This window comes from Sphingobacterium suaedae (genome assembly GCF_042684625.1).
GTDB lineage: Bacteria > Bacteroidota > Bacteroidia > Sphingobacteriales > Sphingobacteriaceae > Sphingobacterium > Sphingobacterium suaedae.
Window position 1 is genome coordinate 726581 of the sequence record NZ_JBHULR010000004.1, and the last position, 25776, is coordinate 752356.

Annotated in this window: 24 protein-coding genes; 8 read left to right on the forward strand and 16 right to left on the reverse strand. The window is 41.7% G+C overall.

The window, feature by feature from the left end; all coding sequences use genetic code 11:
* The first annotated feature begins 16 nt into the window (after positions 1-16).
* The gene (locus ACFSR5_RS12655; RefSeq protein ID WP_380904305.1) at positions 17-322 is read left to right on the forward strand and encodes an FtsB family cell division protein; all 306 of its coding nucleotides are present in this window, start codon (positions 17-19) and stop codon (positions 320-322) included.
* Positions 323-373: 51 nt separating this feature from the next.
* On the opposite strand, the gene ACFSR5_RS12660 is transcribed toward ACFSR5_RS12655, so the two are convergent.
* The 6 genes from ACFSR5_RS12660 to ACFSR5_RS12685 all read right to left on the reverse strand — a co-directional run bounded on the left by ACFSR5_RS12660 (position 374) and on the right by ACFSR5_RS12685 (position 5884).
* Positions 374-1075 carry an FkbM family methyltransferase gene (locus ACFSR5_RS12660; protein WP_380904307.1) on the reverse strand — a complete coding sequence of 234 codons (702 nt, stop codon included), beginning with the start codon at positions 1073-1075 and terminating at the stop codon, positions 374-376.
* A gap of 22 nt (positions 1076-1097) precedes the next feature.
* Complete coding sequence (locus tag ACFSR5_RS12665; protein ID WP_380904309.1) at positions 1098-2462, reverse strand: pyridoxal-phosphate dependent enzyme; 1365 nt, start codon at positions 2460-2462, stop codon at positions 1098-1100.
* Positions 2463-2485: 23 nt separating this feature from the next.
* Positions 2486-3301 carry an AMP nucleosidase gene (locus ACFSR5_RS12670; protein ID WP_380904311.1) on the reverse strand — a complete coding sequence of 272 codons (816 nt, stop codon included), beginning with the start codon at positions 3299-3301 and terminating at the stop codon, positions 2486-2488.
* 94 nt (positions 3302-3395) lie between these two features.
* Positions 3396-4646: an ATP-dependent Clp protease ATP-binding subunit ClpX gene (gene clpX, locus ACFSR5_RS12675; RefSeq protein WP_380904313.1), complete on the reverse strand. Its 1251-nt coding sequence runs from the start codon at positions 4644-4646 to the stop codon at positions 3396-3398.
* Between the two features lie 11 nt (positions 4647-4657).
* Complete coding sequence (gene clpP / locus ACFSR5_RS12680) at positions 4658-5356, reverse strand: ATP-dependent Clp endopeptidase proteolytic subunit ClpP (RefSeq protein WP_380904315.1); 699 nt, start codon at positions 5354-5356, stop codon at positions 4658-4660.
* A 42-nt stretch (positions 5357-5398) separates the two neighbouring features.
* A complete protein-coding gene (locus ACFSR5_RS12685) occupies positions 5399-5884 on the reverse strand; it encodes a type I restriction enzyme HsdR N-terminal domain-containing protein (protein ID WP_380904317.1) in 486 nt (161 codons plus the stop codon).
* 82 nt (positions 5885-5966) lie between these two features.
* Between ACFSR5_RS12685 and holA the strand changes: the two genes are divergently transcribed.
* Positions 5967-6977: a DNA polymerase III subunit delta gene (gene holA, locus ACFSR5_RS12690; RefSeq protein WP_380904319.1), complete on the forward strand. Its 1011-nt coding sequence runs from the start codon at positions 5967-5969 to the stop codon at positions 6975-6977.
* 37 nt (positions 6978-7014) lie between these two features.
* On the opposite strand, the gene ACFSR5_RS12695 is transcribed toward holA, so the two are convergent.
* Genes ACFSR5_RS12695 through ACFSR5_RS12705 form a run of 3 tightly spaced genes read right to left on the reverse strand, consistent with a single transcriptional unit; the run spans position 7015 to position 10247 of the window.
* Entirely contained in the window at positions 7015-8286 is a 1272-nt protein-coding gene (locus ACFSR5_RS12695) for an AI-2E family transporter (RefSeq protein ID WP_380904321.1), read from the reverse strand.
* 29 nt (positions 8287-8315) lie between these two features.
* The gene (locus ACFSR5_RS12700; protein WP_380904365.1) at positions 8316-9491 is read right to left on the reverse strand and encodes an MFS transporter; all 1176 of its coding nucleotides are present in this window, start codon (positions 9489-9491) and stop codon (positions 8316-8318) included.
* The gene (locus ACFSR5_RS12705; protein WP_380904323.1) at positions 9492-10247 is read right to left on the reverse strand and encodes a TrmH family RNA methyltransferase; all 756 of its coding nucleotides are present in this window, start codon (positions 10245-10247) and stop codon (positions 9492-9494) included.
* Between the two features lie 6 nt (positions 10248-10253).
* Here ACFSR5_RS12705 and tamL point away from each other — a divergent pair, with 6 nt between their 5' ends.
* Positions 10254-12611, forward strand: coding sequence for a translocation and assembly module lipoprotein TamL (gene tamL / locus ACFSR5_RS12710; protein ID WP_380904325.1), 2358 nt, complete (start codon positions 10254-10256; stop codon positions 12609-12611).
* On the opposite strand, the gene ACFSR5_RS12715 is transcribed toward tamL, so the two are convergent.
* The gene (locus ACFSR5_RS12715; RefSeq protein ID WP_380904327.1) at positions 12608-13141 is read right to left on the reverse strand and encodes a hypothetical protein; all 534 of its coding nucleotides are present in this window, start codon (positions 13139-13141) and stop codon (positions 12608-12610) included. The genes tamL and ACFSR5_RS12715 overlap by 4 nt on opposite strands.
* Before the next feature lie 344 nt (positions 13142-13485).
* Between ACFSR5_RS12715 and ACFSR5_RS12720 the strand changes: the two genes are divergently transcribed.
* A complete protein-coding gene (locus ACFSR5_RS12720) occupies positions 13486-13746 on the forward strand; it encodes a hypothetical protein (RefSeq protein WP_380904329.1) in 261 nt (86 codons plus the stop codon).
* Between the two features lie 154 nt (positions 13747-13900).
* Here ACFSR5_RS12720 and ACFSR5_RS12725 read toward each other — a convergent pair whose 3' ends face one another.
* From ACFSR5_RS12725 to ACFSR5_RS12735, 3 genes are all read right to left on the reverse strand, one after another.
* Positions 13901-14317, reverse strand: a complete 417-nt coding sequence (locus ACFSR5_RS12725) for a hypothetical protein (protein WP_380904331.1) — start codon at positions 14315-14317, stop codon at positions 13901-13903.
* Positions 14318-14427: 110 nt separating this feature from the next.
* Positions 14428-16086 carry a M28 family metallopeptidase gene (locus ACFSR5_RS12730; protein ID WP_380904333.1) on the reverse strand — a complete coding sequence of 553 codons (1659 nt, stop codon included), beginning with the start codon at positions 16084-16086 and terminating at the stop codon, positions 14428-14430.
* Between the two features lie 6 nt (positions 16087-16092).
* Positions 16093-16752 (reverse strand): SprT-like domain-containing protein, encoded by a 660-nt coding sequence (locus ACFSR5_RS12735; protein WP_380904335.1) that lies wholly within the window; start codon positions 16750-16752, stop codon positions 16093-16095.
* 308 nt (positions 16753-17060) lie between these two features.
* Between ACFSR5_RS12735 and recN the strand changes: the two genes are divergently transcribed.
* Positions 17061-18722, forward strand: a complete 1662-nt coding sequence (gene recN / locus ACFSR5_RS12740) for a DNA repair protein RecN (RefSeq protein WP_380904337.1) — start codon at positions 17061-17063, stop codon at positions 18720-18722.
* 167 nt (positions 18723-18889) lie between these two features.
* Here the strand turns inward: recN and ACFSR5_RS12745 are convergent, their stop codons facing one another.
* Positions 18890-19306: a hypothetical protein gene (locus ACFSR5_RS12745; RefSeq protein WP_380904339.1), complete on the reverse strand. Its 417-nt coding sequence runs from the start codon at positions 19304-19306 to the stop codon at positions 18890-18892.
* Between the two features lie 142 nt (positions 19307-19448).
* The gene (locus ACFSR5_RS12750; RefSeq protein ID WP_380904341.1) at positions 19449-22010 is read right to left on the reverse strand and encodes an ATP-dependent Clp protease ATP-binding subunit; all 2562 of its coding nucleotides are present in this window, start codon (positions 22008-22010) and stop codon (positions 19449-19451) included.
* A 185-nt stretch (positions 22011-22195) separates the two neighbouring features.
* On the opposite strand from ACFSR5_RS12750, the gene ettA reads away from it, so the two are divergent.
* The 3 genes from ettA (at position 22196) to ACFSR5_RS12765 (ending at position 24719) form a co-directional block, all read left to right on the forward strand.
* On the forward strand, positions 22196-23878 hold the full coding sequence (gene ettA, locus ACFSR5_RS12755) for an energy-dependent translational throttle protein EttA (protein ID WP_380904343.1): 1683 nt from the start codon (positions 22196-22198) through the stop codon (positions 23876-23878).
* A 49-nt stretch (positions 23879-23927) separates the two neighbouring features.
* On the forward strand, positions 23928-24101 hold the full coding sequence (locus tag ACFSR5_RS12760) for a hypothetical protein (protein ID WP_380904345.1): 174 nt from the start codon (positions 23928-23930) through the stop codon (positions 24099-24101).
* A gap of 426 nt (positions 24102-24527) precedes the next feature.
* A complete protein-coding gene (locus tag ACFSR5_RS12765) occupies positions 24528-24719 on the forward strand; it encodes a cbb3-type cytochrome oxidase assembly protein (RefSeq protein ID WP_380904347.1) in 192 nt (63 codons plus the stop codon).
* Positions 24720-25588: 869 nt separating this feature from the next.
* Here the strand turns inward: ACFSR5_RS12765 and ACFSR5_RS12770 are convergent.
* Positions 25589-25776 (reverse strand): hypothetical protein (locus ACFSR5_RS12770; protein WP_380904349.1); only part of this gene is annotated, 188 nt, incomplete at its 5' end.

The following is a 25776-nucleotide window of genomic DNA, read 5'->3' on the forward strand; positions in this document are numbered from 1 at the left end:
TTGTACTTTTATCGCTATGGAACGATTTCTTACGCTAATTCGAAATAAATATTTGATAGCTGGAGTGGCTTTTATAATTTGGATGTGTTTTTTCGATCGATATGATTTCAGTACCCAGTTTGCTTATCAACAAGAAAAGACTAAATTGGAAGATGAAAAAGCATATTATGAAACTGAAATAGGTCGTATTGAGAAAGCTATAAAAGATGCGCAATATAACCCTAACGAAATTCAGCGTATAGCTCGCGAGCGTTACAAAATGAAAAAAGATAATGAAGATATCTTTGTCATTCAGGAAGTCGAAGCAAAGGAAGAGAAATAAGTTTATCCCATTTTTGGACGGATCTCTCGTCGAAAGATATTCGATGTCTCGTTATACCTTTATTAATGAGATTTCCTGATAGGTATCTGAAATTCCGAAGATTCGATATCCCTGCTTATACAATTTCTCAAAAAATATTTCTCCCTTTTCTTTTCCATCTGCGAAAAAACGTTCGTGGGTTTCCAGAAGAAGTTGCCCTATAGGAATTCCCGATTTTAATATACTATCTATTACGACGTACTCGGAACCCTCAATATCCATTTTTAGAACATCGATCTTTGTATGCCCCGTTTCCTTGATAATATCGGGGAAGCTTTTTAGCGGAACAGAAATATAGTCATCATCGTTCACGAGCTGATGGCCAAATATACTTCCGGATACATGTGTTTTGTTCTTCGGTAGGAAGAAAGTAACCTCTTCCGTTTTCTCTCCTAAACCGTAGGAATAAAAATGGAAATTTTCTGGAGTCCTCTGCGTTTTCAGCCAGTCGATCGATTTCGGTGTGGGATCAAACCCAAAAACTTGACAACCATGTTCGGCGATCATGGCCGTGTCGAAACTGATATCTTCTCCTATACCAAAGGAATAAACGATGGCATTGTGATCTAAAGGTGTTGGATGCACGTAAAAGCCCCCGTAATCACTACCATACCAAACTTTGGGAATTTTATATTGAACGTCGATAAATGCGATTCTTCCCATACGCGCCTTGATCCAATACTCCAGTCTTTTCAGTCTATTATTTCTTTCCATTGTCGGTTTTGAATTTTGTAGATTAACTTTCGGAAATGGCACTAATGATGTCGTACTGCGTAATAATATTTAATTTGCCAAACTCATCTTCGACCAATACAGCCTGTGTTTCTTTATTGATCAATGCCGATATTTTATCGATTGAACTGTTTAGGTCAACGAAAGGGAAGGGCTTGGTACTGATCGATTCCACCCGAGCCGACTTTAAGGAGGGATTTTCTAAAAGCGCATTCCAAATATCCGAGTCAGTCACTTTTCCAACCACCATCCCCCGTTTCGTCACTGGTATTTGTGATATATTGAGCGTTTTCATTAGGTTGAATATCTCCGAAACCGATTGATTCACGTCTGCCGTAACAATTGCTTGTTCGCCGCGTCTTTTTAAGAGACGCTTCGCTGTCAGTTTTTCGTCTTTTAGAAATCCACGCTCACGAAGCCAGTCTTCGTTATACATCTTTCCCATATAACGAGATCCATGGTCATGGAAGATAACTACAACGAGATCATCATCTTGCAGTGAATGACCGAGTTGGAGTAGTCCCATCACCGCAGCCCCCGCTGAATTGCCTGCGAAAATACCTTCTCTACGGGCCAATTCTCTGGTCATGAGGGCCGCATCTTTATCGCTTACTTTTTCAAACAGATCAATTAGGTTAAAATCAACGTTCGCGGGTAGGAAGTCCTCACCTATACCTTCTGTTATATAGGGATAAATTTCATTCTTATCAAAAACCCCGGTTTCCTTGTATTTTTTAAATACAGATCCGTAAGTGTCAATCCCCCATACTTTGATGGCAGGATTGCGTTCCCGAAGATACTTTGCTACTCCCGAAATCGTTCCACCTGTGCCCACGCCAGCCACTAGATGTGTTATTTTTCCGTCAGTTTGTTTCCATATTTCCGGTCCCGTTTGTTCGTAGTGTGCTTTGGCATTCGAAGGGTTGTCGTATTGATCGGCCTTCCATGAATTCGGTATCTCTTTTTCCAACCTACTTGAAACAGCGTAATAGGACCGTGGATCTTCTGGCTCCACGTTGGTCGGACAGACAATCACTTCCGCTCCGAATGCGCGAAGGGCATCAATTTTTTCTTTAGATTGTTTATCCGTTGTGGTGAATATACAGCGGTAACCCTTTACGACAGCGGCTATTGCCAGCCCCATTCCCGTATTACCGGAAGTACCCTCAATGATCGTTCCTCCCGGTTTTAACAATCCTGCGTTCTCTGCATCCTCAATCATTTGGACAGCCATTCGGTCCTTAATGGAATTACCCGGATTTGTTGTTTCGATTTTAGCTAATATTGTTCCCTTGAGTTGTTGCGTGACTTTGTTGAGCTTGACAAGAGGCGTATTACCAATAGTTTCTAAAATATTTTCGTACCACATAATTGTGCTTTTGATTACGAGGGCTAGAATTTTAGGTGTTTGACCGTTAATCCATTGTTGATCAGTTGCTTTAACGCATCTATTCCGATTTTTAGATGTGTTTCAACATATTTTGCAGTTACGGCCAAATCACTTTCTGAGGTCTTTACACCTTCAGGGACCATCGGCTGATCAGATACCAATAATAACGCACCTGTTGGAATTTTGTTTGCAAAACCTACGCTGAAGATTGTCGCTGTTTCCATATCGACCGCCATTGCGCGGATCGCTTTAAGATACTTTTTAAAAGCTTTATCGTGCTCCCAAACACGGCGGTTCGTTGTATAAACGGTTCCAGTCCAATAGTCCCGTGAATAATCTCGTATTGTTGTCGAAATAGCTTTTTGCAAAGCGAAAGAAGGGAGAGAAGGCACTTCTTGAGGGAAATAATCGTTCGACGTCCCTTCGCCTCGTATGGCGGCGATCGGGAGGATAAGTTCGCCTACGGGTATCTTCTTTTTTAAGCCGCCTGTTTTTCCTAAAAATAAGACTGCTTTTGGAGTAATTGCTGATAAAAGATCCATAACTGTTGCTGCCATGGGACTTCCCATACCAAAATTGATGATGGTGATCCCTCCCGCCGTACATGCCTGCATGGCTTTATCTTCGCCATAAATATGCGCGTCCTCATTCATTTCGGAGAACATTTTAACATACTTGGAAAAATTGGTTAAGATAACATAAGGCTCAAATTCTTCTAATGGACATCCCGTATATCTGGGAAGCCAATTGTTGACAATATCTTTCTTTGATTTTAAACCCGGTGTAATGGGGGTTTCTACTGTCTTTTTTTTTGTCATATAGTCTATTTTTAGTTTGCTACGAAATCACATGCTTGGAGAAGCCCGCTTTCGTGAAGATAAAAAAAAACCTCAACACGCGTTGAGGTTTTTTTTAAGCGACTTGCAGCTTTTTAATGTCTGATTTCGCAAATTTCTGTTTGGCGTAATCCAGTGTAATATGGAAGATCTTTTCTCCCGTATCTTCTTTGGTAGTCGGGATTTCAAACATAGCGTCTAGCATAATCGCCTCGCAGATGCTACGGAGACCGCGGGCGCCGAGCTTAAATTCCCACGCTTTATCAACTATAAAGCCGTAAACGTCTTTGTCAAATACCAATTCTACCCCCTCATATTGAAAAAGTTTTATATATTGTTTGACAAGGGCGTTTTTTGGCTCTGTCAAAATACTTAGTAAAGTTTCTTTATCCAAAGGGTTCAAATATGTTAATACAGGAAGACGGCCAATTAATTCTGGTATCAGTCCAAAATTTTTAAGATCCTGTGGCGTGATATATTTATATAGATTGTTGACATCTATTTCGCCATCATCATCCTTCATTTTGTACCCCACCGTCTGCGTGCGTAAACGATTAGCAATTTTCTTTTGTATACCGTCGAAAGCTCCTCCACAAATGAAAAGAATATTACTCGTATTCACCGAAATCATTTTTTGATCTGGGTGCTTCCGACCTCCTTGTGGAGGTACGTTTACGTTTGTCCCCTCTAGAATTTTAAGAAGTGCTTGCTGAACACCTTCTCCAGATACGTCACGAGTTATCGAAGGATTGTCGCTCTTACGCGCAATCTTGTCTATTTCGTCAATATATATAATACCCCGTTCAGCAGCCGCAACATCGTAATCAGCAGCTTGCAACAGTCGTGTCAAAATACTTTCCACATCTTCTCCCACGTAGCCAGCCTCCGTCAACACCGTCGCATCCACGATACAAAACGGAACATTCAAAATTTTTGCGACCGTCTTAGCCAGTAACGTCTTACCTGTCCCAGTTTCGCCGACAATAATAAGATTTGATTTTTCGATTTCAATCTCGTCTTTATCTACCTTTTGGTTTAGTCGTTTGTAGTGGTTATATACAGCTACTGAGATCACCTTTTTCGCATCGTCTTGCCCAATCACATACTGATCCAAATGCTGTTTTATTTCCATAGGACGAACCAACTTCAAGGTCGTCTGTAGGGACTTGCTTTTCCGTTGTTTAAGCTCCTCGGCTAGTATTTCGCCTGCTTGCGTGACACAGCGGTCGCAGATATGAGCTCCGTCGCCCGCTATAAGCATCTGCGCATCATTTTTACTAATGCCACAAAAAGAACAACGGATATCTCTGTTATTAATCTTACTCATTGATTAATTTGTTATTTTACTTCCTTTTTCGGTAACAATACCTCATCAATCATACCAAACTCTTTGGCTTCTGCCGCTTTCATCCAATAATCGCGATCCGATGACTTCTCTACCCATTCATAGGATTGTCCAGAATGTTCAGAAATGATGGTATATAATTCTTCTTTAAGCTTTAACATCTCGCGTAGGTTGATCTCCATATCTGAAGCAACGCCTTGCGCCCCTCCAGACGGTTGATGGATCATGACACGAGAATGTCTTAATGCTGCGCGTTTTCCTTTGGCGCCAGCGACTAATAATACAGCGCCCATCGATGCAGCCATACCTGTACAAATGGTTGCCACGTCTGGCGAGATGTATTGCATCGTGTCATAAATACCTAAACCGGCATATACGCTACCGCCCGGAGAATTGATATAGATCTGAATATCGCGTTGCGAATCCGTAGACTGCAAGAAAAGTAATTGAGCCTGTACGATATTAGCTACCTGATCATTGATGGCGTCGCCCAAAAAAATGATACGATCCATCATTAAACGTGAAAATACGTCCATTTGTGCCACATTCAATTGACGCTCCTCGATGATGTAGGGGGTCAAATTTTTGGGCACGTTTTGCTGTACTCGCGAAATAAAACCGTCCACATGTTGGCTGCCGATACGGTGGTGCTGAATCGCATATTTTCTAAATTCATTTTTATCTATATTCATCGTTTTTTTTATTTTTACGTATTTTCAAAGACTAATATAAAACTATAATTTTAATCTGAACTGCAAATTAACTGCCGAATTATAATTTGGCAGTTCTGAAAGAAATTCGAAGCTGTTCTCTCTAAAATCTATTCCGCAATAATAGTGCTGTATGCCATTGCTCACCAACAACAACGGGATTTTGTGGATAGTATTGTAGTTGGCAATCTGATGAAATACTTTTTCGGTAATTTTGACAGTAGGGGCCTTAAACTCTGCCAAAAGTATCTTCTCACCTTCATTATTAAAAACTAATAGATCGCTGCGTTTCCGCAAGGTGTTTAATTGCAAGCCACCTTCAATCCTCATCAACGCTTTCGGATAGTGCTTATGTAAGTGAAGGTAGTGAATCCAATGTTGTCGTACCCATTCTTCCGGTGTGAGAACCAAATCTTTCTTCCTCAGCTCGTCAAAAATAAAAAGTTTGTCGAATTTTTGCGTGATTTTTAAAGCATAGGAAGGCAAGTTTAACGGAATCGGCTCAAACATATACAAAAATAAAAAAAATCTTTTGCCGGGCAAAATCATAATGTGATCGAGAAATCGGCTTAAAATCGTATTTTCGCTAGGTATGAATATGAATACAGTCCTCGGAGATATTAAAAAACGAAAATTCAGTCCAGTGTATCTTTTACATGGGGATGAGCCGTATTATATTGACCTCATTACGGATATGCTGGAGCGCACGGTGTTGAGCGATGCACAAAAGGGGTTTGACCAGACAATTCTTTATGGCAAGGATAGCAGCATTATCACCATTGTCAATGCCGCGAAACGATATCCGATGATGAGTGATTATCAACTGATCATTGTCAAGGAAGCACAAGATCTGAAATGGAAAACGGAAGAAGAAGCTTTGCTCAAATATGTGGAACGCCTTACGCCGACAACAATTTTGGTCCTAGCTTACAAATACGGCAAATTTGATAAGCGGAAAAAAATCTATAAAGCATTTGAGAAATTCGGTGTTGTAGTCGAGTCGGCGAAACTCTACGAAAATAAAATAGGAGAGTGGATTATCGACCAATTTCGGGCTGTCGATCGATCTATTCACCCACAGGCAGCATCAATGATGGCAGACTATTTGGGAACAGATTTATCCAAAATAGCGAACGAAGTGGAAAAGTTGGTGTTAAATGTACCAATGGATCAAGAGATTCAGGCAATACACATTGAACAGAATATTGGTATAAGTAAAGACTTCAATGTTTTTGAATTGCAATCTGCTTTGGCCAAGCGAAATGCCACAAAAGCCATACAAATCGTGAATTATTTCGCGGACAACCCAAAATCTAATCCGTTACCTATGGTGATTGGGAACCTTGGGACTTATTTTACCAAAATATTAAAATACCACTATTTGCCAGATAAATCTCCTCAGGTTGCAGCAAAGCAAATCGGTGTGCATTCCTTTTTTCTGAAGGAATATGAGGCGGCGGCCCGCAATTTTAATCGCAAGAAGACATTCGAGATTATCCACCATCTCAGTAATTACGATTTAAAAACGAAAGGAATGAATGTCGGTCCTTTTACCGAGAGCAAGGACATCCTTCGCGAATTGATTTTTAAAATATTGAATTGACCCGCAAAGGGCACGGCTGTGCTCTCTCCTGAAAAGACTAATCATTGGTTTGGTCATTCTTGTTCTCCCGATCGAGATCTTCGTAGGGATGCTCAGCCGACTGATTAATTTCTTTGTACTGTATTTTAGTCGTTTCGTTTGGAGATGTGGCGTCCACTTGTATGTCAACCTTAATTTTTTTCTCCATTTTCGGTTTCCTAACAATACCCCATTTCATCAACAGTTCTTGCGTTGAATTGCGCTTTAAATGTTCTTTTTCGGGTTCTCCAATCAAAAATCCGAATGCCTGCATGGATGGAATGGCATCAAAAATCACTTTTATGGTAGCCGTTAAAGGCAGTGCCAAAATTAGTCCCGACAATCCAAACAACATGCCGCCCAGTAAAATAGCAATGATGGCCATCAACGGATTGATGCTAACTTTACTGCCGACAATATTTGGCGTGATAATGTTTCCTTCTAAAAATTGGACAACCTGAAACCATGCAATTACCCCGACAGCATACCACGCGCTATCTTTTACGGCTAATGCGAAGAGTGCAGGTAAGATAGATCCAATGGCGATACCAATGTAGGGTAGTAACATCAGGAGTGAGGCCAGCGTGCCAAAGAACCATGCATATTCAATTCCCATAAGCATCAGCCCCACCGTATTCAGGACCGCCACGATTCCCATCACCGTAACAAGGCCTAATAAATAGCTTTGCACGACATCATAAATCTTGTTTAGTGTTGCATGTACCTTGGACTGAGGGACACTTTTAAATGCTTTAAAGAAGAATTCTCGGAAGAAATCACGGTAGTACAGTAAAAAAAAACTGAACAGCGGAACAAGCACGGCACCAGCTAGGATATTTCCTATAGAACCAAATGTCGCGGAAGCCATAGTCCCGGCATTAGAGAGCATCTTGTTGCCTTGATCGCGAAGTTGATCCATCATCGCCGTTCGCTGTATACCAAATGTTTGTTCCACCCACGACTGTGCCCGTTCCAGTACAGAAACCACCTTATCCGTAATGGAAGAAGCATCTTTGCCTATAATAATGCTCTGGTGTACTATAAACCAGCCAATGACCCAAATGATGGCAATCGCAATGATTACTGATAAAATGGATGCAAACGCTTTTCCTAAGCGTAGTCGTTCAAAAAAACGTGCTAACGGAAAGAGCGAGATGGAAATCAAAATTGAAAATAACAAAGGGATGAGTACGCTTTGCGTAGCCACCATAAATGCTAAGATGAGTGCCATCGCAAAAAGGCTTGATGCAAGATCAAGCGAGTACGGAAATCGTTTCGAATTGTTCTCCATATAAGTGTTTTTCTTTAACTGAACAACGATTAACTCGTCCTTTTGTTTTTTACATCCCAGTAAATGATATAAAAAAAAGCGAGGAAGATCACAAAACTGTTGACGACAAAAATGGAGGAGATCCGTTCGATTTGATCGCTGTATATGTAGCCGGCAAGTATAGCTCCTCCTCCGATACCTGCTTCAAGGGCGATATACATCGTGGCCATCGCTTTCCCCCGATGTTGCGGTAGGCTCAAATCAATGGTCCAAGCATTTACGGCAGGAGACAGGATCCCTGTGCCAACCCCGTAAACAATCGCACCGAGGATCATCCCTTGTTTTGAATCACCGATGCCGAGTAGCAGCACAGCGAAGGCAACGATACTTACCCCGACATACATTACGCGTATCCGCCCATAACGATCTGCAATCTTCCCGGATACGAATCGAATTGCGATAGAAGATAAGGTGTATGCTGTAAAGAATAACCCTTTGTTAGTGAGACCAAGGTGCTCACTCCAGTCGGGGATTAGCGTTAGTATCACTCCGTATCCCGAATAAGATAATAGGGTAACAATCCCGGCCGGTAACACACGCCTTTCGATAATTTCGTCGCGACGGATTTGTAATAATCTAACCGAAAAACGGTGCCTATTCGCTAATGTTTCTCGCATGTTTATAACAATAACGATCGAAAGAAAGGCGAAGAAAGAAGAACTGTAGAACATGGTGTTTATACCGTAGTGTAATGCGATGTAACTGCCTACGGCAGGACCCACAGCGCTCCCAATACTGAAACAGAGGCCGTGCATACCCAACGCCTCTCCCCATCGATGCTGTGGAATAATGTCTGCAACGTATGCTGAAGTTGCTGTTGGCTTGAACCCGGTAGAGAATCCGTGAATTAAACGTAGAAAAAAGAACCCCGTGACAGAGCTAATAACAGGATAAAGAAAGCCACAAATTAGACAAACAACAGATCCAACGGCCATGACGGGCACGCGCCCCCAGCGATCAGTCAATTTTCCACTAAATGGACGAGAGATTCCTGCTGTCAGCGTGAACAATGCAATGATTAGACCCTTGTGCTCGCCTGCGCCCATGCTGCTTAGGTGATTCGGAAGTTCCGGGATAATCATATTAAAACTTGCTGAAAACAGCAAGGAGCTTAGACAAAGTAAAGCGAAGGAAAATGTATATATTGACTTCGATTCATCCACAATCTAAGGCTTTTGGAGCTTTCTGCGGGCAATTTCCGAACAAAAGATTGTCGTAGCCACAGCGACATTTAACGATTCTGCCTCGCCGATTCGGGGTATCGTGACTGCATGGTCTACTTTTTCGAGGATGTCGGAGCTAAGGCCGTTCCCCTCATTTCCCATAACAATAAGGCCCGCTTTGCCAAAATCCGTGTGATAAATAGATGTCCCATGTAAAAGCGCTCCATAGGTTGGCAACTGAACCTGATCGATAAATCCGGTTAATGACGTGTACCAGATCTTAACCCGAGCGAGCGAACCCATGGTGGCCTGTACAACCTTTGGGTTAAAAGCATCCACTGTACCTATCGAGCAAATAATATGTTGAATGCCAAACCATTCGGCCGTACGTATTATGGTTCCCAAATTACCAGGATCTTGAATGTCGTCGAGTACGAGACTATGCTCTTGGCGCAGTTCAGTCCAATCAAAAGCCGTTTCTTCCGGTAGGCGTAGTAGTGCTAAAGCGCCTTGTGGCGTCGTGAGGTTGGATATTTTCTGAAATTCATGCGTATCGACGTCTATACATTTTATATTCTGCGGTAAATTGCCCATTTTTGTTCGAGCTTCAGCAGTAGCATAAAGGCTGTGAATATGGTAGTTCGAATGAATAAATTCGAGAATTGACTTCACGCCTTCAACGGAAAAAAGTCCATGTTGTTTGCGAAATTTTTTATGCTGCAATGACGTTATTAAACTGATTTGCGCTTTTGATAACATTGCTTGATGATTGAGAAGTATCCTTTTTTTGCTTATGCAAGTATAACGCTTTTGTTGCTATTTTTTGCATCCTGTCGCTCCTCTAAATTCCTCAGTGATGATCAAGCGTTGGTGATAGATGTTGACATACAAGGGCTAACTCCACGATTTAGGGAAGATGCTGCCGCCTATATTTCCAATGAGATCAAGCCAAACTCAAGGCTGAATCTGACAATATATAATATGTTTAATACACGAGATGGTCGTTATAAAAAAGAAGGTATTCGTAACGTCGGTGAACCTCCGCATATTCTCGATTCTTCGTTGGTTGATCTTTCTTCGAAACAGATTAGTCGATTTCTGCAGACGAAAGGATATTTTAATGCCACAGTCTTACCTCAGGTGGATGTGCAAAATAAAAAAGCTCGTATTCGATTTTTGGTGGAGACCGGAGAGCCTTTTATCGTCGGAACGATAGACTATCATGCAGCCGACGCCGTTATTGAGCGCGTTTACGAAACTGAGATCCGACCTTTTTCCAAAGCAAAAACAGGCATAAAGTTCGATAGTGCTGATCTTTTAAGTGAACGAGAAAATCTATATGCCCGGCTGAAAGAATATGGGTATTATGATTACTTGCGGCAATATATGCGCGTAGGATTAGATACGAACAGTATGGATAGGCGTGTAGACTTGCATGTTGATATTCAGAATCCTACTGACAGCACCAATCACGTAGTTTATACCATTGATAGCGTGTTTGTTAATGTGCGACAGCCGTATGGGCAAACGGCAGCAAAGCTCCCCCGATTCATGTCAGATACAAGTTTGCATGTAACCTATCTCGACGAAACCGGACGCTTTCGCTTAAAGCCCATGGCCAACTATATGTATCTGCGATCCGGCATGACCTATAACCTTAAAAAAGAAACGCAATCTTACGATCGCTTGTACGAAATGAACGGATTCAGGAATGTAAAAATAAACTATCAACGCGTCGATTCCAATCGTTTACATGTTCATTATGATCTGACTCCAAGGCCAGTTATGGCAAACCAAATCGAAGGCGAATTTACGTTTAGCTCAGGAATGAGTGGACTGAATGTCGGAAATACCTTTTCGCACCGTAATGTTTTTGGTGGAGCGGAACAGCTGGAAGTTAAGTTGAGGTATGGTGTTCTTTTTGATCCAAGATTAGAGGGTAGTTTGGCGCGTAAGATTTTTAATAATGATTTTCAAATTGGTGTTAATTTGGTTGTTCCGCGGCTGATGACACCTTTTGAAAATTCGAGTACAGGAATCTATGGGTTGCCCCGGACTACATTCTCCAGCACCCTGCAACTTTTCCAGCAAGATGCGACTTATTCTAATCAATATTTTACGAACTCCTTGAATTATACCTGGTATAGTGGACTAAACTCTCAACATAGCCTGACACCGGTTTCCGTTGAATATCGTTTAGGAAGGTTAGACGATGCATTCCGCAATCAATTGGAAGAAGAGGGGTACATTCTTTATATACGTAGTAACGACCGGGAGTATGTAGGCTTGGGAGCACAATATGCATTTACCTTAAATGCGAAAAAACTGTTGCGTTTAGAGAATTTTAATTACTTCCGGATCGGGTTGGAAAGTAGTGGAAACCTCCTTGGATTGGCAAGTAGAGTTTTTAAGTTTAAGGAATCGCCTACCGGTGAACGTCTGTTGTTGGGCGTTCCTTATTTGCAGTATGCGAAAACGGAGATCGATTTCCGACGGTACAAATATTTAGGAGGAAACCGACAATTGGTGTTTCGCTTTAACGGAGGTATTGCCGTGCCTTACGGCAACAATTCGAGACTACTAATCTTTGAAAAAAGTTTTTACGGAGGGGGAATGAATGGAATACGTGCTTGGCAAGCAAGAACATTAGGTCCCGGGAACTATAATCGCCAAAACCTTTCCGATGGATTACGACTGAACCTCCGCAATTTGGATCAATTGGGCGAGGTTAAATTAGAAGCGAATGTTGAATATCGTTTTCGATTATTGAGTAATTTTTTGGGAGCCAAATTAAACGGCGCGACATTCTTGGATGCAGGCAATATTTGGCTGCTGAAAGACAACGAGTTTTCGAGCGATGGCGCGGGAACGTTTAAAGTGGACAAATTCTTGTCGCAAATAGCCATTGGCACAGGTTTTGGCCTCCGCATGGATATGGATTATTTCGTCATTCGGCTCGACGCGGGACTTAAGGTTAAAGATCCGCAATTTGCCGATGGTAACCAATGGGTCATCAAAGAACTGTTCAATGCACGAAAGTTCAAGCAATCTTTCTACGAAAGTCACCGTCCCGATCGATATAATTTTATTCAATATAATTTTAGTGTAGGGCTTCCGTTTTAGAGGAACTCTTTCAATGCCGAAAAAATGCTTTCTAGTATTTTTGATAAATCTAGACCCTTGGCGTAATGGAAATAAACATATATCAATGCGAGAATTGCAAATGCCGCCAGGAATCGTTTGAACAAATAGGCAACGAGGAGGATGGCCGCAGGAATAATTAAGAGCAATAATCCATATATTTTGAATGGCTTTAATTCTTTGTCCGCTTTATGGACGTAGTACAACTTCCCAATCGATTTTTGCCCGTTCTTGTGTTTAAAGAAAACAAAGGTGGACGATTCCAGCGGATGTTTAACAACGGCAATACCATCGTGAAAAACAAGATCTTGTTGGAAGCCGTTTAAACTAAAGACAAATGTGCCACTTATTGATTCGACAGGTCGCTCTGTACTATCTATTACAATAATAGCCAGTTTTCCGTTTTGGGTCAGATTCTCTTTCACCATAAAATTATCAATTCGTTGTGCTTGTGCCTGGATCGAGAAGATCGTCGTGAACAGCACCAAAATCGTCAATATAATTTTCTTCACAGCTCTGCTTTTATTGCTTTCAGCAATATTAACTAAAATTTGCGAAACCTGAAGTCTTATCTTTAGCTGTCGTCTTCTGAACAAGATGGCATCTTTGGTGCGTGAGGCAACTCGTTTACATGTTTGGAAAGTATGGATCGGCGTTCGCGAGATAGTAATTTTACAAGGTTATATAAGCTTTTCAATAAGCCCGATAAGCCGTGGAGCCGATGGAATGTTCCAATAAATGTCATCGGAAGCTTCCGTTTCGTAGCTCCTATTCAAGATGTAACTTTTAGCTTTTTTATTTTTGGCTTTTGGTATTTGTTCCGTACATTTGGCCTAATTAAAAGATTTATACGGATATGGAAAATACAGTGTCGCAAAGACCAGCAAAAACAACAAATAATAATGCTAACCGTACGGAATATTATGTGACATTAACAGTTGCTATTGTTATTGGGTTGGTAGGTGTGTTTATTCGCTTTATCCCTGATGTTATTCCTGCTTTAGATCAAATGACATTTTTATTCTCGTTAATAGCCAATATTTTGATGGTTGTTGCGACGATTATTTCTTTTAAAGTTGTTTTTGAAATTTTAGGATTTGGAAAAAATAAAAGTTAATTATTTTCTGATTACACTAAAAACCTCCAGGATGCACATCTTGGAGGTTTTTTATTTTGATTGGATTGATAACAAAAGGAGATGTAAAACAAAAGCCTATACATATGATATGCACAGGCTTTTATTGTTTATGATGATGATCGATGTACCTACACTAGGCGAAAAGTGACCAAGTGCTCCATGGTATTCTTGACAATATTAATAGTAAACCGATGACGTAAAATATAACTACTGTTCTGTTCGACTTCAGCGCGTCATTCGATTTTTTAGCTTTCGAATAGCCAATCGTAATTAGAACAATCGCAATAATCATGATTAAAGGATGCTCTAAGAAGTAAAGGCGCGACAAGCTGTTTTTCATATTCTCAGCCGAAAAACTCTGTATGCCCAATGGGGAAACAAAGTACAGAATCAAACCAATCAACAATTGTACGTGTGCAGAAATAAACCCGATCAAGGCAACTTTGCGGTTGTACGGTTTTTTTCCTAATAGATTTCCTAAGGTTATTACAATAGCAATAACCAATGTCAGTAACAAAACGATTGCGATCGTCGAGTGTAAGTGTTTCATTCCGGTTAACATAAATTTATTTTTTGTACATTATCTCTTATTCGAAGGTAATACAATAACTTGTTTATCTTTTATAAACGTGTTAATTTGAATTCTTCCTGACAAAGGTACTATTTTGAAAGCCTCTTGTCACTTATTTCTTTAAATTCTGATCCAGATTTAAAGTTTGGAAGGGACTTATCCATACTCATAGTGTATCCGATATCGAAAAATAACCGAATGTCAGCCAGTATGCCTTCGAAGCTCCAGTTTTCATCCACTTCGTCATGCACGGTGTGATATCTGCCTGCCAGTGCTTTTCGCCGGTTCTGGGTCTTCAGCGTATCGGTATCCAATAGCTCACTTCCACTCCCCATGAATAGTCCCGGTACACCCTTTTTTACAAAGTTAAAGTGGTCAGATCGATAAAATCCTCCAGCAGACGGATTCTCTTCCCCTTTGATGGTTCTGTTAAATTTTTTCGCGGAAAATGCTACGTAATCATCTATTTCGGTTTGACCAAGACCGACGATTGAAATATCTTTTGTGGGGCCAAGAGCGCTAAAAGCGTCTATATTCAAGTTGGCTACGGTTTTATGAAGCGGGAACGTAGGATGTTCTGCGTAGTAAGCGGAACCGAGTAAGCCCTGCTCTTCTGCGGTTACTGCTAAAAATACGATTGTTCTTTCCGGCCGAACTTTTGCCATTTTAAATGCTTTAGCTAGTTCGAAAAGCGCGGCCACGCCCGTTGCGTTATCTAAAGCACCGTTATAGATTGAATCGCCGTCGACTGGTGCGCCGATGCCGAGGTGATCCCAATGCGCGGTGTAGATAATAACCTCATCAGGTCGCTTTGTACCTTTGAGTGCAGCGATGACATTATTAGACGTGGAGATACGGATCTTGTTCTTCAAATTTACAGTTGTTGTTATCGGAAGCGGAACTGCTTTAAAGCCTTTTTTCTTAGCGCGCTCTTGGATATCCTTTGGCTGACCTGCCAATTTGAATAATTTGGCTGCAGTCTGTCCGCTGATCCATCCTTCGAAATCTGTTGTCTTTCCCGCTCCTGTGTTATCTTTTAAATTAAGCTGAGGGCCGGACCATCCCGTACGTACGACATTCCATCCATAACTCGCCGCATCTGTATCGTGAATCAATAGCACACCAGTAGCGCCTTGACGGGCAGCTTCTTCATATTTATAGGTCCACCGTCCATAATATGTCATCGTGTCTGCTTTAAAAAGAGTTTTGTCGTACTTTCCTGGGTCATTTACAAGCACTACGACCGTTTTTCCTTTTACATCGATTCCAGCGTAGTCATTCCACCCAAATTCTGGAGCGACAATTCCGAAACCTACAAAAATTAGTTCGCTGTCCGTAATTCTCACCTGTTTTTTGAGCTGTCTGCTGCCCACCACATAGTCGTTTAAATACGTGCATTCTAAAGAATCAGACCTAGAACGGAAGGTCAGCTTGTATTCCTCTGGTTGCGTGATTGTTTCTACCATGGGAACTTGTTGGAGATACGATCCTTCATTCCCCGGATCAAGTCCTAGTTTCTTAAATTGTTCTTCAATGTACGCGACCGCTAGTGTATCTCCTTTGGTGAAAGGCATCCGTCCCGAGAAGTGATCAGAAGATAGTGTTTTCACATACCCCACATACGAATCCTCGGTTATGGCAAATAAGGCAGAGGAATCTAGTTGATCTCGTTGATAACCGTTCCGAGCTTGTTGACCACAGGACAGCAGTAAACCGAAAATAGCCAAGGTAACTAGAGTTTTTTTCATGGTATATTAGTAAGTGGTTTCTACACGTTGGAGCGATAAATCCGGTACTTTTTCTAGCGCGACTAAAATGACTTCTGCAACAGCATGAAAGAGATAGACTTTGTTTGTATTGATCTCTACACATTTGTATCGTTTCCGCAGTTTTTCTTTTTTTTGGAAGATACGTCCGTCTGGAATGGAAAATAGGCTATTTGCGGCTAGTGATTCGACCGTACGATGCGCAGCGGTGTTTAGATCATACCGTCGTAGCGTACGATACAACTCCAAGTCGGTACAGCTGGATGCAGCGGGATTTTTCATATAGTGAACAATAGCTTGCGCCACATCTGTTGGAAATATAGATAGTCGTAGAAACGGGTACATCAGCTCTTTGTAGCTGCTCTTCCATTCGACTCCATGCGGTTTTACCTTGTTTTTGTAATGTTGATAGGTATAGAGATGAGCAAATTCATGGATGGTCGTAATCAAAAAGGCGAACGGGTTTAAATCATGGTTGATTGATATCCTATGAGATGCGCCCCGGAAAGGAGCTGTATAGTCACCCAGTTTTGTTTTTCTACTTCTCGAGATCCTAAATTGACAACCGGTGTCGTTGATCCATGTGGAAATAATCGGTGCCGCCGCTGCCGGCATGTATTTGCTAAGCTCTTTAGAAAAATCTGCCATGTTTTACAAACATATTATTTTATTTGGTAATCTGCCAATCGTGTTCTCGCTGGCAGAATTTAAAATTTGTGATTTTGAGCCAAGAAACATCTCTGTTCATCAATAGTCTCTCAAATTGATGCAGTACACGTCGGCTAATATATTGCACATACGCGTGAATTTATGTATGTTTGATCACATGACCGTCAAGGAGAAAGAGCAATTCTAAATTCTACAATCTGTTTCCAGACAGGTGATGAAAAGGTTCAAAAGCTTGCGGTGCTGTACCAAAAATGTTACACCGTATAAATTGTAGTTGTAATTGATTTATGTTAAGTAGGCTATATATAAAAAACTATGCTCTGATTGAAAATCTCGATATTCAATTTGATGCTGGTTTAAATATCATAACAGGGGAGACAGGCGCAGGAAAATCCATCATTATGGGCGCTCTCGGCTTGATCTTAGGAAATCGGGCCGAAGGTAAGCATTTTTTCAACGATGAACATAAATGTGTTATTGAAGGTTTCTTTAAAATAGACGCCTATAATATATACGATTTCTTTCAGGATAATGAATTGGAATATGAATCGGAAACCATTATCCGTCGCGAAGTTTCAATAGATGGTAAGTCCAGGGCCTTTGTGAATGATTCACCTGTGACATTATCTATTCTCAAAGCGTTAGGAGAGTTGCTCATAGACATACACTCTCAGCACGGAACATTGCAATTAAACATGGAACCTTTTCAGCTGATGGTTTTGGATAGCGTCGCGAAGAATCAAGATTTATTGTCTATTTATAAAAAGCAATTGCAGCAATACAGAGATCTGAATACTAAACTGATCGAGTTGCGACAGGCTATCAGTGCAAATAATGCAGAACTTGACTTCAATCAATTCCAGTTTGACGAGCTAAACGACGCCCGGCTGAAGGATGGAGAACAAGAAAAATTGGAAGAAGAATTAAATCAACTAGAGAACACCGAAGAAATTAAACGCGGATTAGGGGCTGCGGGGTATTTGCTTGTCGAAAGCGAGCAATCGGTCATACAGTCGTTGAAAGAAACCTATCAGCAACTTGTTGGTGTGCAACGCTATGCGCAACCCGCCGGAGAGCTGGCTGAACGTGTGCAAAGCGTGCTGATCGAGATAAAGGATGTCGCTGATGAGGTCGTATCATTGGAACAAACGATGTACATGGACGAGGGGCGTTTGGCTGTCGTGAATGAACGGCTTAGCGTACTCTATAACCTATTGAAAAAACACCGTGTAGATGCAGTGTCCGATTTAATTCTGCTTCGGGATCAGTTAGAAGAAAAAATACGGTCTGTAACTAATCAGGAGGATCAACTGCAGGAACTTTGTTCTGAGGTAAACCGAAGTTTAGCGGTATTAGAGCGCACAGCAGAAGCGCTTCATCAATCAAGGTTACGCAGCGTGGCGCAGGTCGAACAACATGTGCAGCAAGTGCTGGCGGAGGTAGGTATGCAGAATGCCCAGCTAAAAGTAGCATTGAAGATGTTGCCGGTCGATAAATACCGGACGACAGGAGCCGATGAGATTCAGTTTTTGTTTTCAGCAAATAAAGGACAACCTCTACAGTTAATACATCGTGTTGCATCGGGGGGGGAACTGTCCCGAGTTATGCTTGCGGTTAAATCGTTGGTCGCCAAGACATCGGCATTGCCAACTATTATCTTTGATGAAATTGACACAGGAATTTCCGGTGAAGTAGCGTTAAAAGTAGGAGAAATCATGGAGAATCTATCCCTAGACATGCAGGTAATGGCGATTACGCATTTGCCGCAGATCGCTTCTAAGGGAAGCTCCCACTTCAAAGTATACAAACGAGACGTGGGAGATAAGACAAAAACAAATATTGTGTTGCTACAGAAGGACGAACGTGTGGTAGAAGTGGCGCAGATGCTTAGCGGCGCTACTCCGGGAGAATCGGCCTTAAAGCACGCCAAGGAATTGCTTGAAAATTAATATTAGGTGCGGTGCACCATGATAAGACATAAGCGTAGACTCACCGTTCAAAAACACCTCGGAAGAGAAATTTTTTAAATATCGGTAGCTTTTTTTGTACCGGTTAGTTCCATGAATGACAACCGTACTAGCATTTTCGCTGATAGCACGGTCGTCATTGTGAAGTACTATTCGACGAAATCGGCTTCGGTTAACGAAATTTTTATAAAAATATTTTCGGGAGGCGTAATTTCGACACCAGTATCGGCAATGGGATCTTCCGCATAAATTCTAACGGAACCTGTTGTGTAGTCATAGGAATAGGCGATCGCGCCAAACGTTGCCGGGATAGCATTGTACGTTGTTTCCCCATCGAAGCTCATCGCTACATTAACGATTCCTTGATCGACATAGTAATCCGTAAGCTCGTTGACTGGAAGATCCAAATACCACACTTTTGTATTACTGTTGTATGTCCATTGGTTATCCGCTCGTTGATACACCATGGTAATACTCGGAATCACATCATAATACTCTTTCGTACAGCTCGTTCCCACCGCTAAAGTCGCCGTACCAATTAAACAGGCTAATAAAATTTTTTTCATGTGTATCGTGTTTAAACGTTAAAAATAGAGTTCTCTTTGTTATAAAGACGTTAAAAAGTGTTAATAGTTTAAAATTAGTAGCAAAAAATACGCCATAAAAAAGAGCGCTAATGAAGTAGCGCTCTTTTCGAAATTATATTGTTTATTCTTTCTTTTTATCATCCGGTTCAGAAACATCCGATTCGATCGAATCGTTCGAGTTTTCAGGTGGTGCCGCATAGACTGTGATTTCCTTCTGATCGTCGTTATAATCAATATTCAGTTGCGAGCCATTTTTCACCTCACCTTTCAATATCTCTTCAGCAATAGGATCTTCCAAGTATTTCTGAATAGCCCGTTTTAAAGGTCTAGCTCCAAAGTTACTATCATATCCTTTTTCAGCAATGAAATCCTTAGCTTTATCGGTCAAAGAGATGTGATATCCAAGTCCTTCTATACGCGTGAATAACGATTTTAATTCAATATCAATAATCTTGAAGATGTGTTCTTTTGTTAACGAATTGAACACGATAACATCATCGATCCGATTCAAGAATTCTGGTGCAAAGGCGCGTTTCAACGCCGTTTCGATCACTCCTCGGGAGTGCGCATCTGCTTGATTGACTTTAGCGGATGTAGAGAATCCCACGCCCTGACCAAACTCTTTCAATTGACGAGCACCGATATTAGATGTCATAATAATAATAGTGTTGCGAAAGTCTACTCGACGGCCTAAACTGTCCGTTAATTGACCTTCATCTAATACCTGTAGTAAGAGGTTGAAAACATCTGGATGCGCTTTTTCAATCTCGTCCAATAGGATGACAGCGTATGGTTTACGACGTACTTTTTCGGTCAGCTGTCCACCTTCTTCGTATCCTACATAGCCCGGAGGCGCTCCAACTAGACGCGATACGGCAAACTTCTCCATATATTCGCTCATATCAATCTGGATCAACGCATCCTCTGAATCAAACATGAAACGAGCAAGCTCTTTCGCGAGCTCCGTCTTACCGACGCCCGTAGGACCTAGGAATACAAACGAACCGATGGGCTTCTTCGGATCTTTAAGGCCGGCCCTGGTCCGGTGGATGGCTTTTACTAATTTTTGTACGGCATCATCTTGGCCTATAATTCTACCCTTGACGGATTCGCCCATATTCAATAGTTTTTGACTATCTGTTTGGCTAACCCGTTGTACTGGGATGCCCGTCATCATAGCGACCACTTCGGCCACATTGTCTTCTGATACTGTATATCGCTTAGATTTAGTTTCTGCTTCCCACGCGGCTTTCTCTTTTTCCAGCTGATCTAGAAGTTTCTTTTCGGTGTCACGTAATTTAGCCGCTTCTTCATATTTCTGACTGCGAACAACTTTGTTTTTTTCAACCTTGACCCCTTCTATCTTTTCTTCAATGTCAATTATAGATTGAGGCACATGAATGTTATTCAAGTGCACACGCGATCCAGCTTCGTCCAGAGCATCGATAGCTTTGTCAGGTAAGAAGCGATCCGTAATGTAACGAGTCGTCAACGACACACAGGCTTCAATCGCTTCAGGTGTGTAAGTTACATTGTGATGTTCCTCGTACTTATCTTTGATGCGGTTCAATATCTCCACCGTTTCATCATGAGAGGCCGGTTCAACAACCACCTTTTGAAAACGGCGATCCAATGCTCCGTCCTTTTCAATGTATTGGCGGTATTCGTCTAACGTAGTCGCTCCGATACATTGAATCTCGCCCCGAGCTAATGCCGGTTTAAACATATTCGATGCGTCCAACGACCCGGACGCTCCACCTGCTCCAACAATCGTGTGGATTTCGTCTATAAATAAAATTACATCAGGAGATTTCTCTAACTCGTTCATGACAGCCTTCATACGCTCCTCGAATTGTCCACGGTATTTTGTTCCAGCTACCAAAGATGCCAAATCCAATGTGACAACTCGTTTGTTAAACAACACACGTGAAACCTTCCGCTGTACAATGCGTAATGCTAAACCTTCGGCAATTGCTGACTTGCCAACTCCCGGCTCTCCGATCAAGATGGGATTATTTTTCTTCCGACGAGATAGAATTTGCGATACCCGCTCAATTTCTTTTTCCCGTCCTACGATCGGATCCAATTTTCCCTCTTCGGCAGCCTTGGTTAAATCGCGGCCGAAGTTGTCCAAGACCGGTGTTTTGGATTTGATGTCCGATACCTTTTTTGGTGCAGTAAATTGTTGGTCATCGTCAGCAAAGTCATCATCGCCAGTTGGTGAATTCGAAGCCTCGTCGGTAATCGTGGTCTTATTTTGTTCCACCTCATTCTTAAATAAATCGTAAGTAATGCTATACTGCTGCAATACCTGAGAAGCGATATTCTCTTCGTCTCGTAATATAGCTAACAATAAGTGTTCGGTACCGATAATGTCGCTTTTGAAAATCTTAGCCTCAAGATATGTTATTTTAAGAACTTTTTCAGCTTGTTTTGTCAACGGCATATTCCCTATCGGGGCACGAGACATTGAGGATCCCTTAACAGCGTCTTCGACAGATTGTCGAATAGCTCCGGTGTCTATCCCAATATTCTTCAAAATCTTTATCGCCACCCCATCGCCTTCACGAATCAGCCCGAGCAAAAGATGTTCAGTGCCGATATAATCGTGTCGAAGCCGTAATGCTTCTTCTCGGCTGTAGGAGATGACATCCTTTACGCGTGGTGAAAATTTTGCTTCCATGTATTAAACCTTTCCTTTATTAATGATAGGATGTATAAATGTAAAAAATAAATTATAAATCCTATGCTGATTGTTTCATAGAATTTATCAACAATTAAGCCAGTGCGGCGAAACTATCAAAATGTCAGGTAGCGCCATAGAAAAATGACTATATTTGTACAAAACGCTGTATTTAGTTATTATTTATGTCTGACGAAAAAATCATTTTCTCCATGGCAGGGGTAAACAAAATTTATCCGCCACAAAAACAAGTTCTTAAAAATATCTATCTATCCTTTTTCTATGGAGCCAAAATCGGCGTCATAGGTTTAAATGGTTCAGGTAAGTCCTCTTTATTAAAGATCATTGCTGGTTTAGATAAATCATACCAAGGAGAGGTGGTATTTTCCCCAGGGTATTCAGTAGGTTACTTGGCGCAGGAACCCATACTTGATCTGGAAAAAACTGTACGGGAAGTCGTAGAAGAAGGCGTTGCAGAAATCACCGCGGTTCTCCAGGAATATGAAAAGATCAATGAAAAATTCGGCTTGCCAGAGGTATACGAAAATCCCGATGAGATGGACAAGCTTCTCGTGAGACAAGGCGAATTACAAGATAAAATAGACGCGAGCAACGCTTGGGAGCTAGATAGTAGGCTCGAGCGTGCGATGGATGCGTTGCGCTGTCCCGATCCGCATGCTAAAATTGTCAATTTGTCAGGTGGTGAAAAACGCCGGGTGGCACTTTGTCGCTTATTACTCCAGGAACCGGATATATTGCTATTAGATGAGCCGACCAACCATTTAGATGCTGAATCCATTGATTGGTTAGAGCAGCACCTTCAGCAATATAAAGGTACCGTTATTGCGGTCACTCACGACCGCTATTTTCTAGATAATGTAGCCGGATGGATTTTGGAACTGGATCGAGGAGAGGGTATTCCTTGGAAGGGAAACTATTCTTCTTGGCTGGATCAAAAAGCCAAGCGTTTAGCACAGGAGGAAAAGCAAGAAACGAAACGGCAAAAAACACTCGAGCGGGAATTGGAATGGGTGCGTCTGGCGCCTAAAGCCCGACATGCCAAATCGAAGGCGCGTTTGCATAATTATGAAAAATTAGCGTCTGAAGAAACAAAAGAACGCGAAGATAAATTAGAATTATTCATACCGCCGGGGCCACGTTTAGGAAATGTGGTAATTGAGGCCGACGGAATCTCTAAAGCTTACGGAGACAAACTGCTTTTTGAAAATCTCAGTTTTTCACTTCCGCCTGCTGGGATCGTCGGGATTATCGGTCCCAATGGTGCGGGAAAGACAACGCTATTCAGGTTGATAACAGGGCAAGAACAACCGGATACGGGTACGTTCAAAGTTGGAGAAACGGTCGTGTTGGGATACGTAGATCAAAATCACGATGACTTGAATCCAGGGAAATCCGTATGGGAGAATATCACGGATGGAAATGATAACATTGTGCTCGGGAATAGACCAGTAAATTCTCGGGCATATGTGTCGAAGTTTAACTTTAACGGTGCCGATCAACAGAAAAAAGTAGGCGTGCTGTCGGGAGGAGAGCGGAATCGTGTACATTTAGCCATCACATTGAAGAAGGCATCGAATGTTTTATTGCTCGATGAACCTACGAATGATATTGATGTAAACACATTGCGCGCATTGGAAGAAGGGTTAGAGAATTTTGGCGGGTGCGCCGTTGTCATTTCCCACGATCGTTGGTTCCTAGATCGTATTTGTACCCATATTTTGGCTTTTGAAGGAGACTCGCAGGTCTATTTCTTCGAGGGAAATTATACAGAGTATGAAGAAAACCGCAAAAAACGGCTGGGCGATATTGCACCAAAGCGTATCAAATACAAGAAATTGACGAACTAGATGATAGAGTCGACCAAGCTTCTCGAAGCAATCATCGACAATGCTATTGATGGCATTATTACGATCGACAATCGATAATTCTTCTACAATTCACTATGCTGAGGGAAAGGAAGTCGTTATTGTTTCCGAGGAAGATGTTCTGTTAGAGGACCTTAAGCGCGTCGGCGTGCAAAAAATAGTCACCCATATCGATTTGTATCGAACATATGACTTGGGTGTGTAGATTGCCAATATGCTTTACCCTGATCGTACGGCAAAGGGAATTGCTCCGCAAACGATTCGCAACCTGGATTTATGGGAACATGGTAAATGTGTGGGATTAGCTTGTTGCCGTATAAAAGAATGTGTTGTTGTCGACCAAAGAAAAGCGAGTGATGATGAACGTAGACCGTAGCCTGAAAAAAAAATACGATGTGGCAGTAGCTCGGTATACAAGTTATCCAACGGTCCCGTTTTGGGATGCTCAACTGTTTACAGAAAAAGCATGACTTGCGTCGCTGCAGCGAACTTCATCTGAAAAAAGGCTGAAAGCGTTAGTATATGCTCACCTTCCCTTTTGCGAAAGCTTATGTACCTATTGTGGTTGCAATACACCATAACGGAAAAACCATGAGGTAGAGGAACCTTATATTCCCTATGTATTGCGAGAATGGACGATGTACAAAGCGGTGTTAGGAAAAAATTTGACCATCAGGGAGATTCATTTAGGAGGTGGTACCCCGGCTATTTTTATTGCCCTGATATTTTTGGCAGCTTTTTTTGGGCGAATAACACAGGGCAGTATACAGATATTTATACGCCTTCGGTTCGGATATTATTTGATGATGGTGATTCTGAGTAATGTGCCAATTAAGTGATGCTGGAAGTGAGGGAGTAGAAATGCAAAATGCTTTATTTCTCATAAAGCACCTCTTTTCCGTTTCAATAATGAAGTATTAACTTCTTTTGTGTAATCTGCACGGTTTTTCCGTTGTTTCTGAACTTTGTTCGATGAATCCCCAATTTGTCATGTAATACATATACGGGTTGTTTCCCAAGGTGATTTTTGTCTTTTGTTTTTTAATCATTCTTAACCTTTCTTTTATGATATGTTTATAACATACAAATAGCGTTCCAAATCGTATTAGTTCAGTTAACCCAGAGCCACAATTGAGAAGGCACTTTTTTTCAGATTTGTTCCGTTAATAATGTTATTTTAGATCAATATTATTTTTTTATTGGTTTTTCAAGTCGTTAATTAAGGAGATATATTTGGAGTCATTCTATTACACGTATGCATGAACAAAGAGTGTTAACCCGATCGGGGCTGATCCCTGACCCATCTCTTGGGCGAACGAGGATGAGCTGTGATGCGAACAGCCTGTGACAATCCTCCGGGTCACGGATAAACCAAAGGCAGCCCAGGGGTAGCCCTGGGTAATCACTTTGCGCGCCCCTGCCGGGGAGGGGCGTGCAGGAAAGGTGCGGGGGAGGCAGGTCGCATAGCGGAAGCGGGCCTTTTTCTTTGCTTTGTGCGCTTCTTTTCGAAAAATATCGGCCAGGCTTACAGGCTGTTGCGGCGTATTTGCCAAAAAAAGGCCCGGGAAGCTTGGAAGTAAGGGCCTGGAGTCCCTATCTTTGCACCACTCCGCGAGGGAGGGACAGCACTGAAAAGCGGAAAAAAGGGATTACGGCACGGCCGGATACCGGTTTAAAAAAGAAGCGCGGGAATTATTTTAAAATAAATTTTGCGGAACCGAAAAAACCTTTTACCTTTGCAGTCCCAAGCGAGACGAGGGAAACAAAAACGATAGTACGCCGGGCCTTAATGCCCGGAAAAAATAGTCGAAGCGCGATGCGGAGACGATAGAAGTTCTTTAAGAAAATGATCATGTAGCGTAACGAGTAACCGATTGGTG

Excerpts from the sequence above, each read along its gene's own strand:
- clpX (WP_380904313.1), bottom strand. The coding sequence starts at position 4,646 with ATGAGTAAGATTAATAACAGAGATATCCGTTGTTCTTTTTGTGGCATT.
- ACFSR5_RS12660 (WP_380904307.1), bottom strand. The coding sequence starts at position 1,075 with ATGGAAAGAAATAATAGACTGAAAAGACTGGAGTATTGGATCAAGGCG.
- ACFSR5_RS12760 (WP_380904345.1), top strand. The coding sequence starts at position 23,928 with ATGGCATTATTACGATCGACAATCGATAATTCTTCTACAATTCACTAT.
- ettA (WP_380904343.1), top strand. The coding sequence starts at position 22,196 with ATGTCTGACGAAAAAATCATTTTCTCCATGGCAGGGGTAAACAAAATT.
- ACFSR5_RS12735 (WP_380904335.1), bottom strand. The coding sequence starts at position 16,752 with ATGGCAGATTTTTCTAAAGAGCTTAGCAAATACATGCCGGCAGCGGCG.
- clpP (WP_380904315.1), bottom strand. The coding sequence starts at position 5,356 with ATGAATATAGATAAAAATGAATTTAGAAAATATGCGATTCAGCACCAC.
- tamL (WP_380904325.1), top strand. The coding sequence starts at position 10,254 with ATGATTGAGAAGTATCCTTTTTTTGCTTATGCAAGTATAACGCTTTTG.
- ACFSR5_RS12705 (WP_380904323.1), bottom strand. The coding sequence starts at position 10,247 with ATGTTATCAAAAGCGCAAATCAGTTTAATAACGTCATTGCAGCATAAA.
- ACFSR5_RS12765 (WP_380904347.1), top strand. The coding sequence starts at position 24,528 with ATGGACGATGTACAAAGCGGTGTTAGGAAAAAATTTGACCATCAGGGA.
- ACFSR5_RS12695 (WP_380904321.1), bottom strand. The coding sequence starts at position 8,286 with ATGGAGAACAATTCGAAACGATTTCCGTACTCGCTTGATCTTGCATCA.
- ACFSR5_RS12670 (WP_380904311.1), bottom strand. The coding sequence starts at position 3,301 with ATGACAAAAAAAAAGACAGTAGAAACCCCCATTACACCGGGTTTAAAA.
- ACFSR5_RS12730 (WP_380904333.1), bottom strand. The coding sequence starts at position 16,086 with ATGAAAAAAACTCTAGTTACCTTGGCTATTTTCGGTTTACTGCTGTCC.
- recN (WP_380904337.1), top strand. The coding sequence starts at position 17,061 with ATGTTAAGTAGGCTATATATAAAAAACTATGCTCTGATTGAAAATCTC.
- ACFSR5_RS12725 (WP_380904331.1), bottom strand. The coding sequence starts at position 14,317 with ATGAAACACTTACACTCGACGATCGCAATCGTTTTGTTACTGACATTG.
- ACFSR5_RS12665 (WP_380904309.1), bottom strand. The coding sequence starts at position 2,462 with ATGTGGTACGAAAATATTTTAGAAACTATTGGTAATACGCCTCTTGTC.
- ACFSR5_RS12745 (WP_380904339.1), bottom strand. The coding sequence starts at position 19,306 with ATGAAAAAAATTTTATTAGCCTGTTTAATTGGTACGGCGACTTTAGCG.
- ACFSR5_RS12655 (WP_380904305.1), top strand. The coding sequence starts at position 17 with ATGGAACGATTTCTTACGCTAATTCGAAATAAATATTTGATAGCTGGA.
- holA (WP_380904319.1), top strand. The coding sequence starts at position 5,967 with ATGAATATGAATACAGTCCTCGGAGATATTAAAAAACGAAAATTCAGT.
- ACFSR5_RS12750 (WP_380904341.1), bottom strand. The coding sequence starts at position 22,010 with ATGGAAGCAAAATTTTCACCACGCGTAAAGGATGTCATCTCCTACAGC.
- ACFSR5_RS12685 (WP_380904317.1), bottom strand. The coding sequence starts at position 5,884 with ATGTTTGAGCCGATTCCGTTAAACTTGCCTTCCTATGCTTTAAAAATC.
- ACFSR5_RS12720 (WP_380904329.1), top strand. The coding sequence starts at position 13,486 with ATGGAAAATACAGTGTCGCAAAGACCAGCAAAAACAACAAATAATAAT.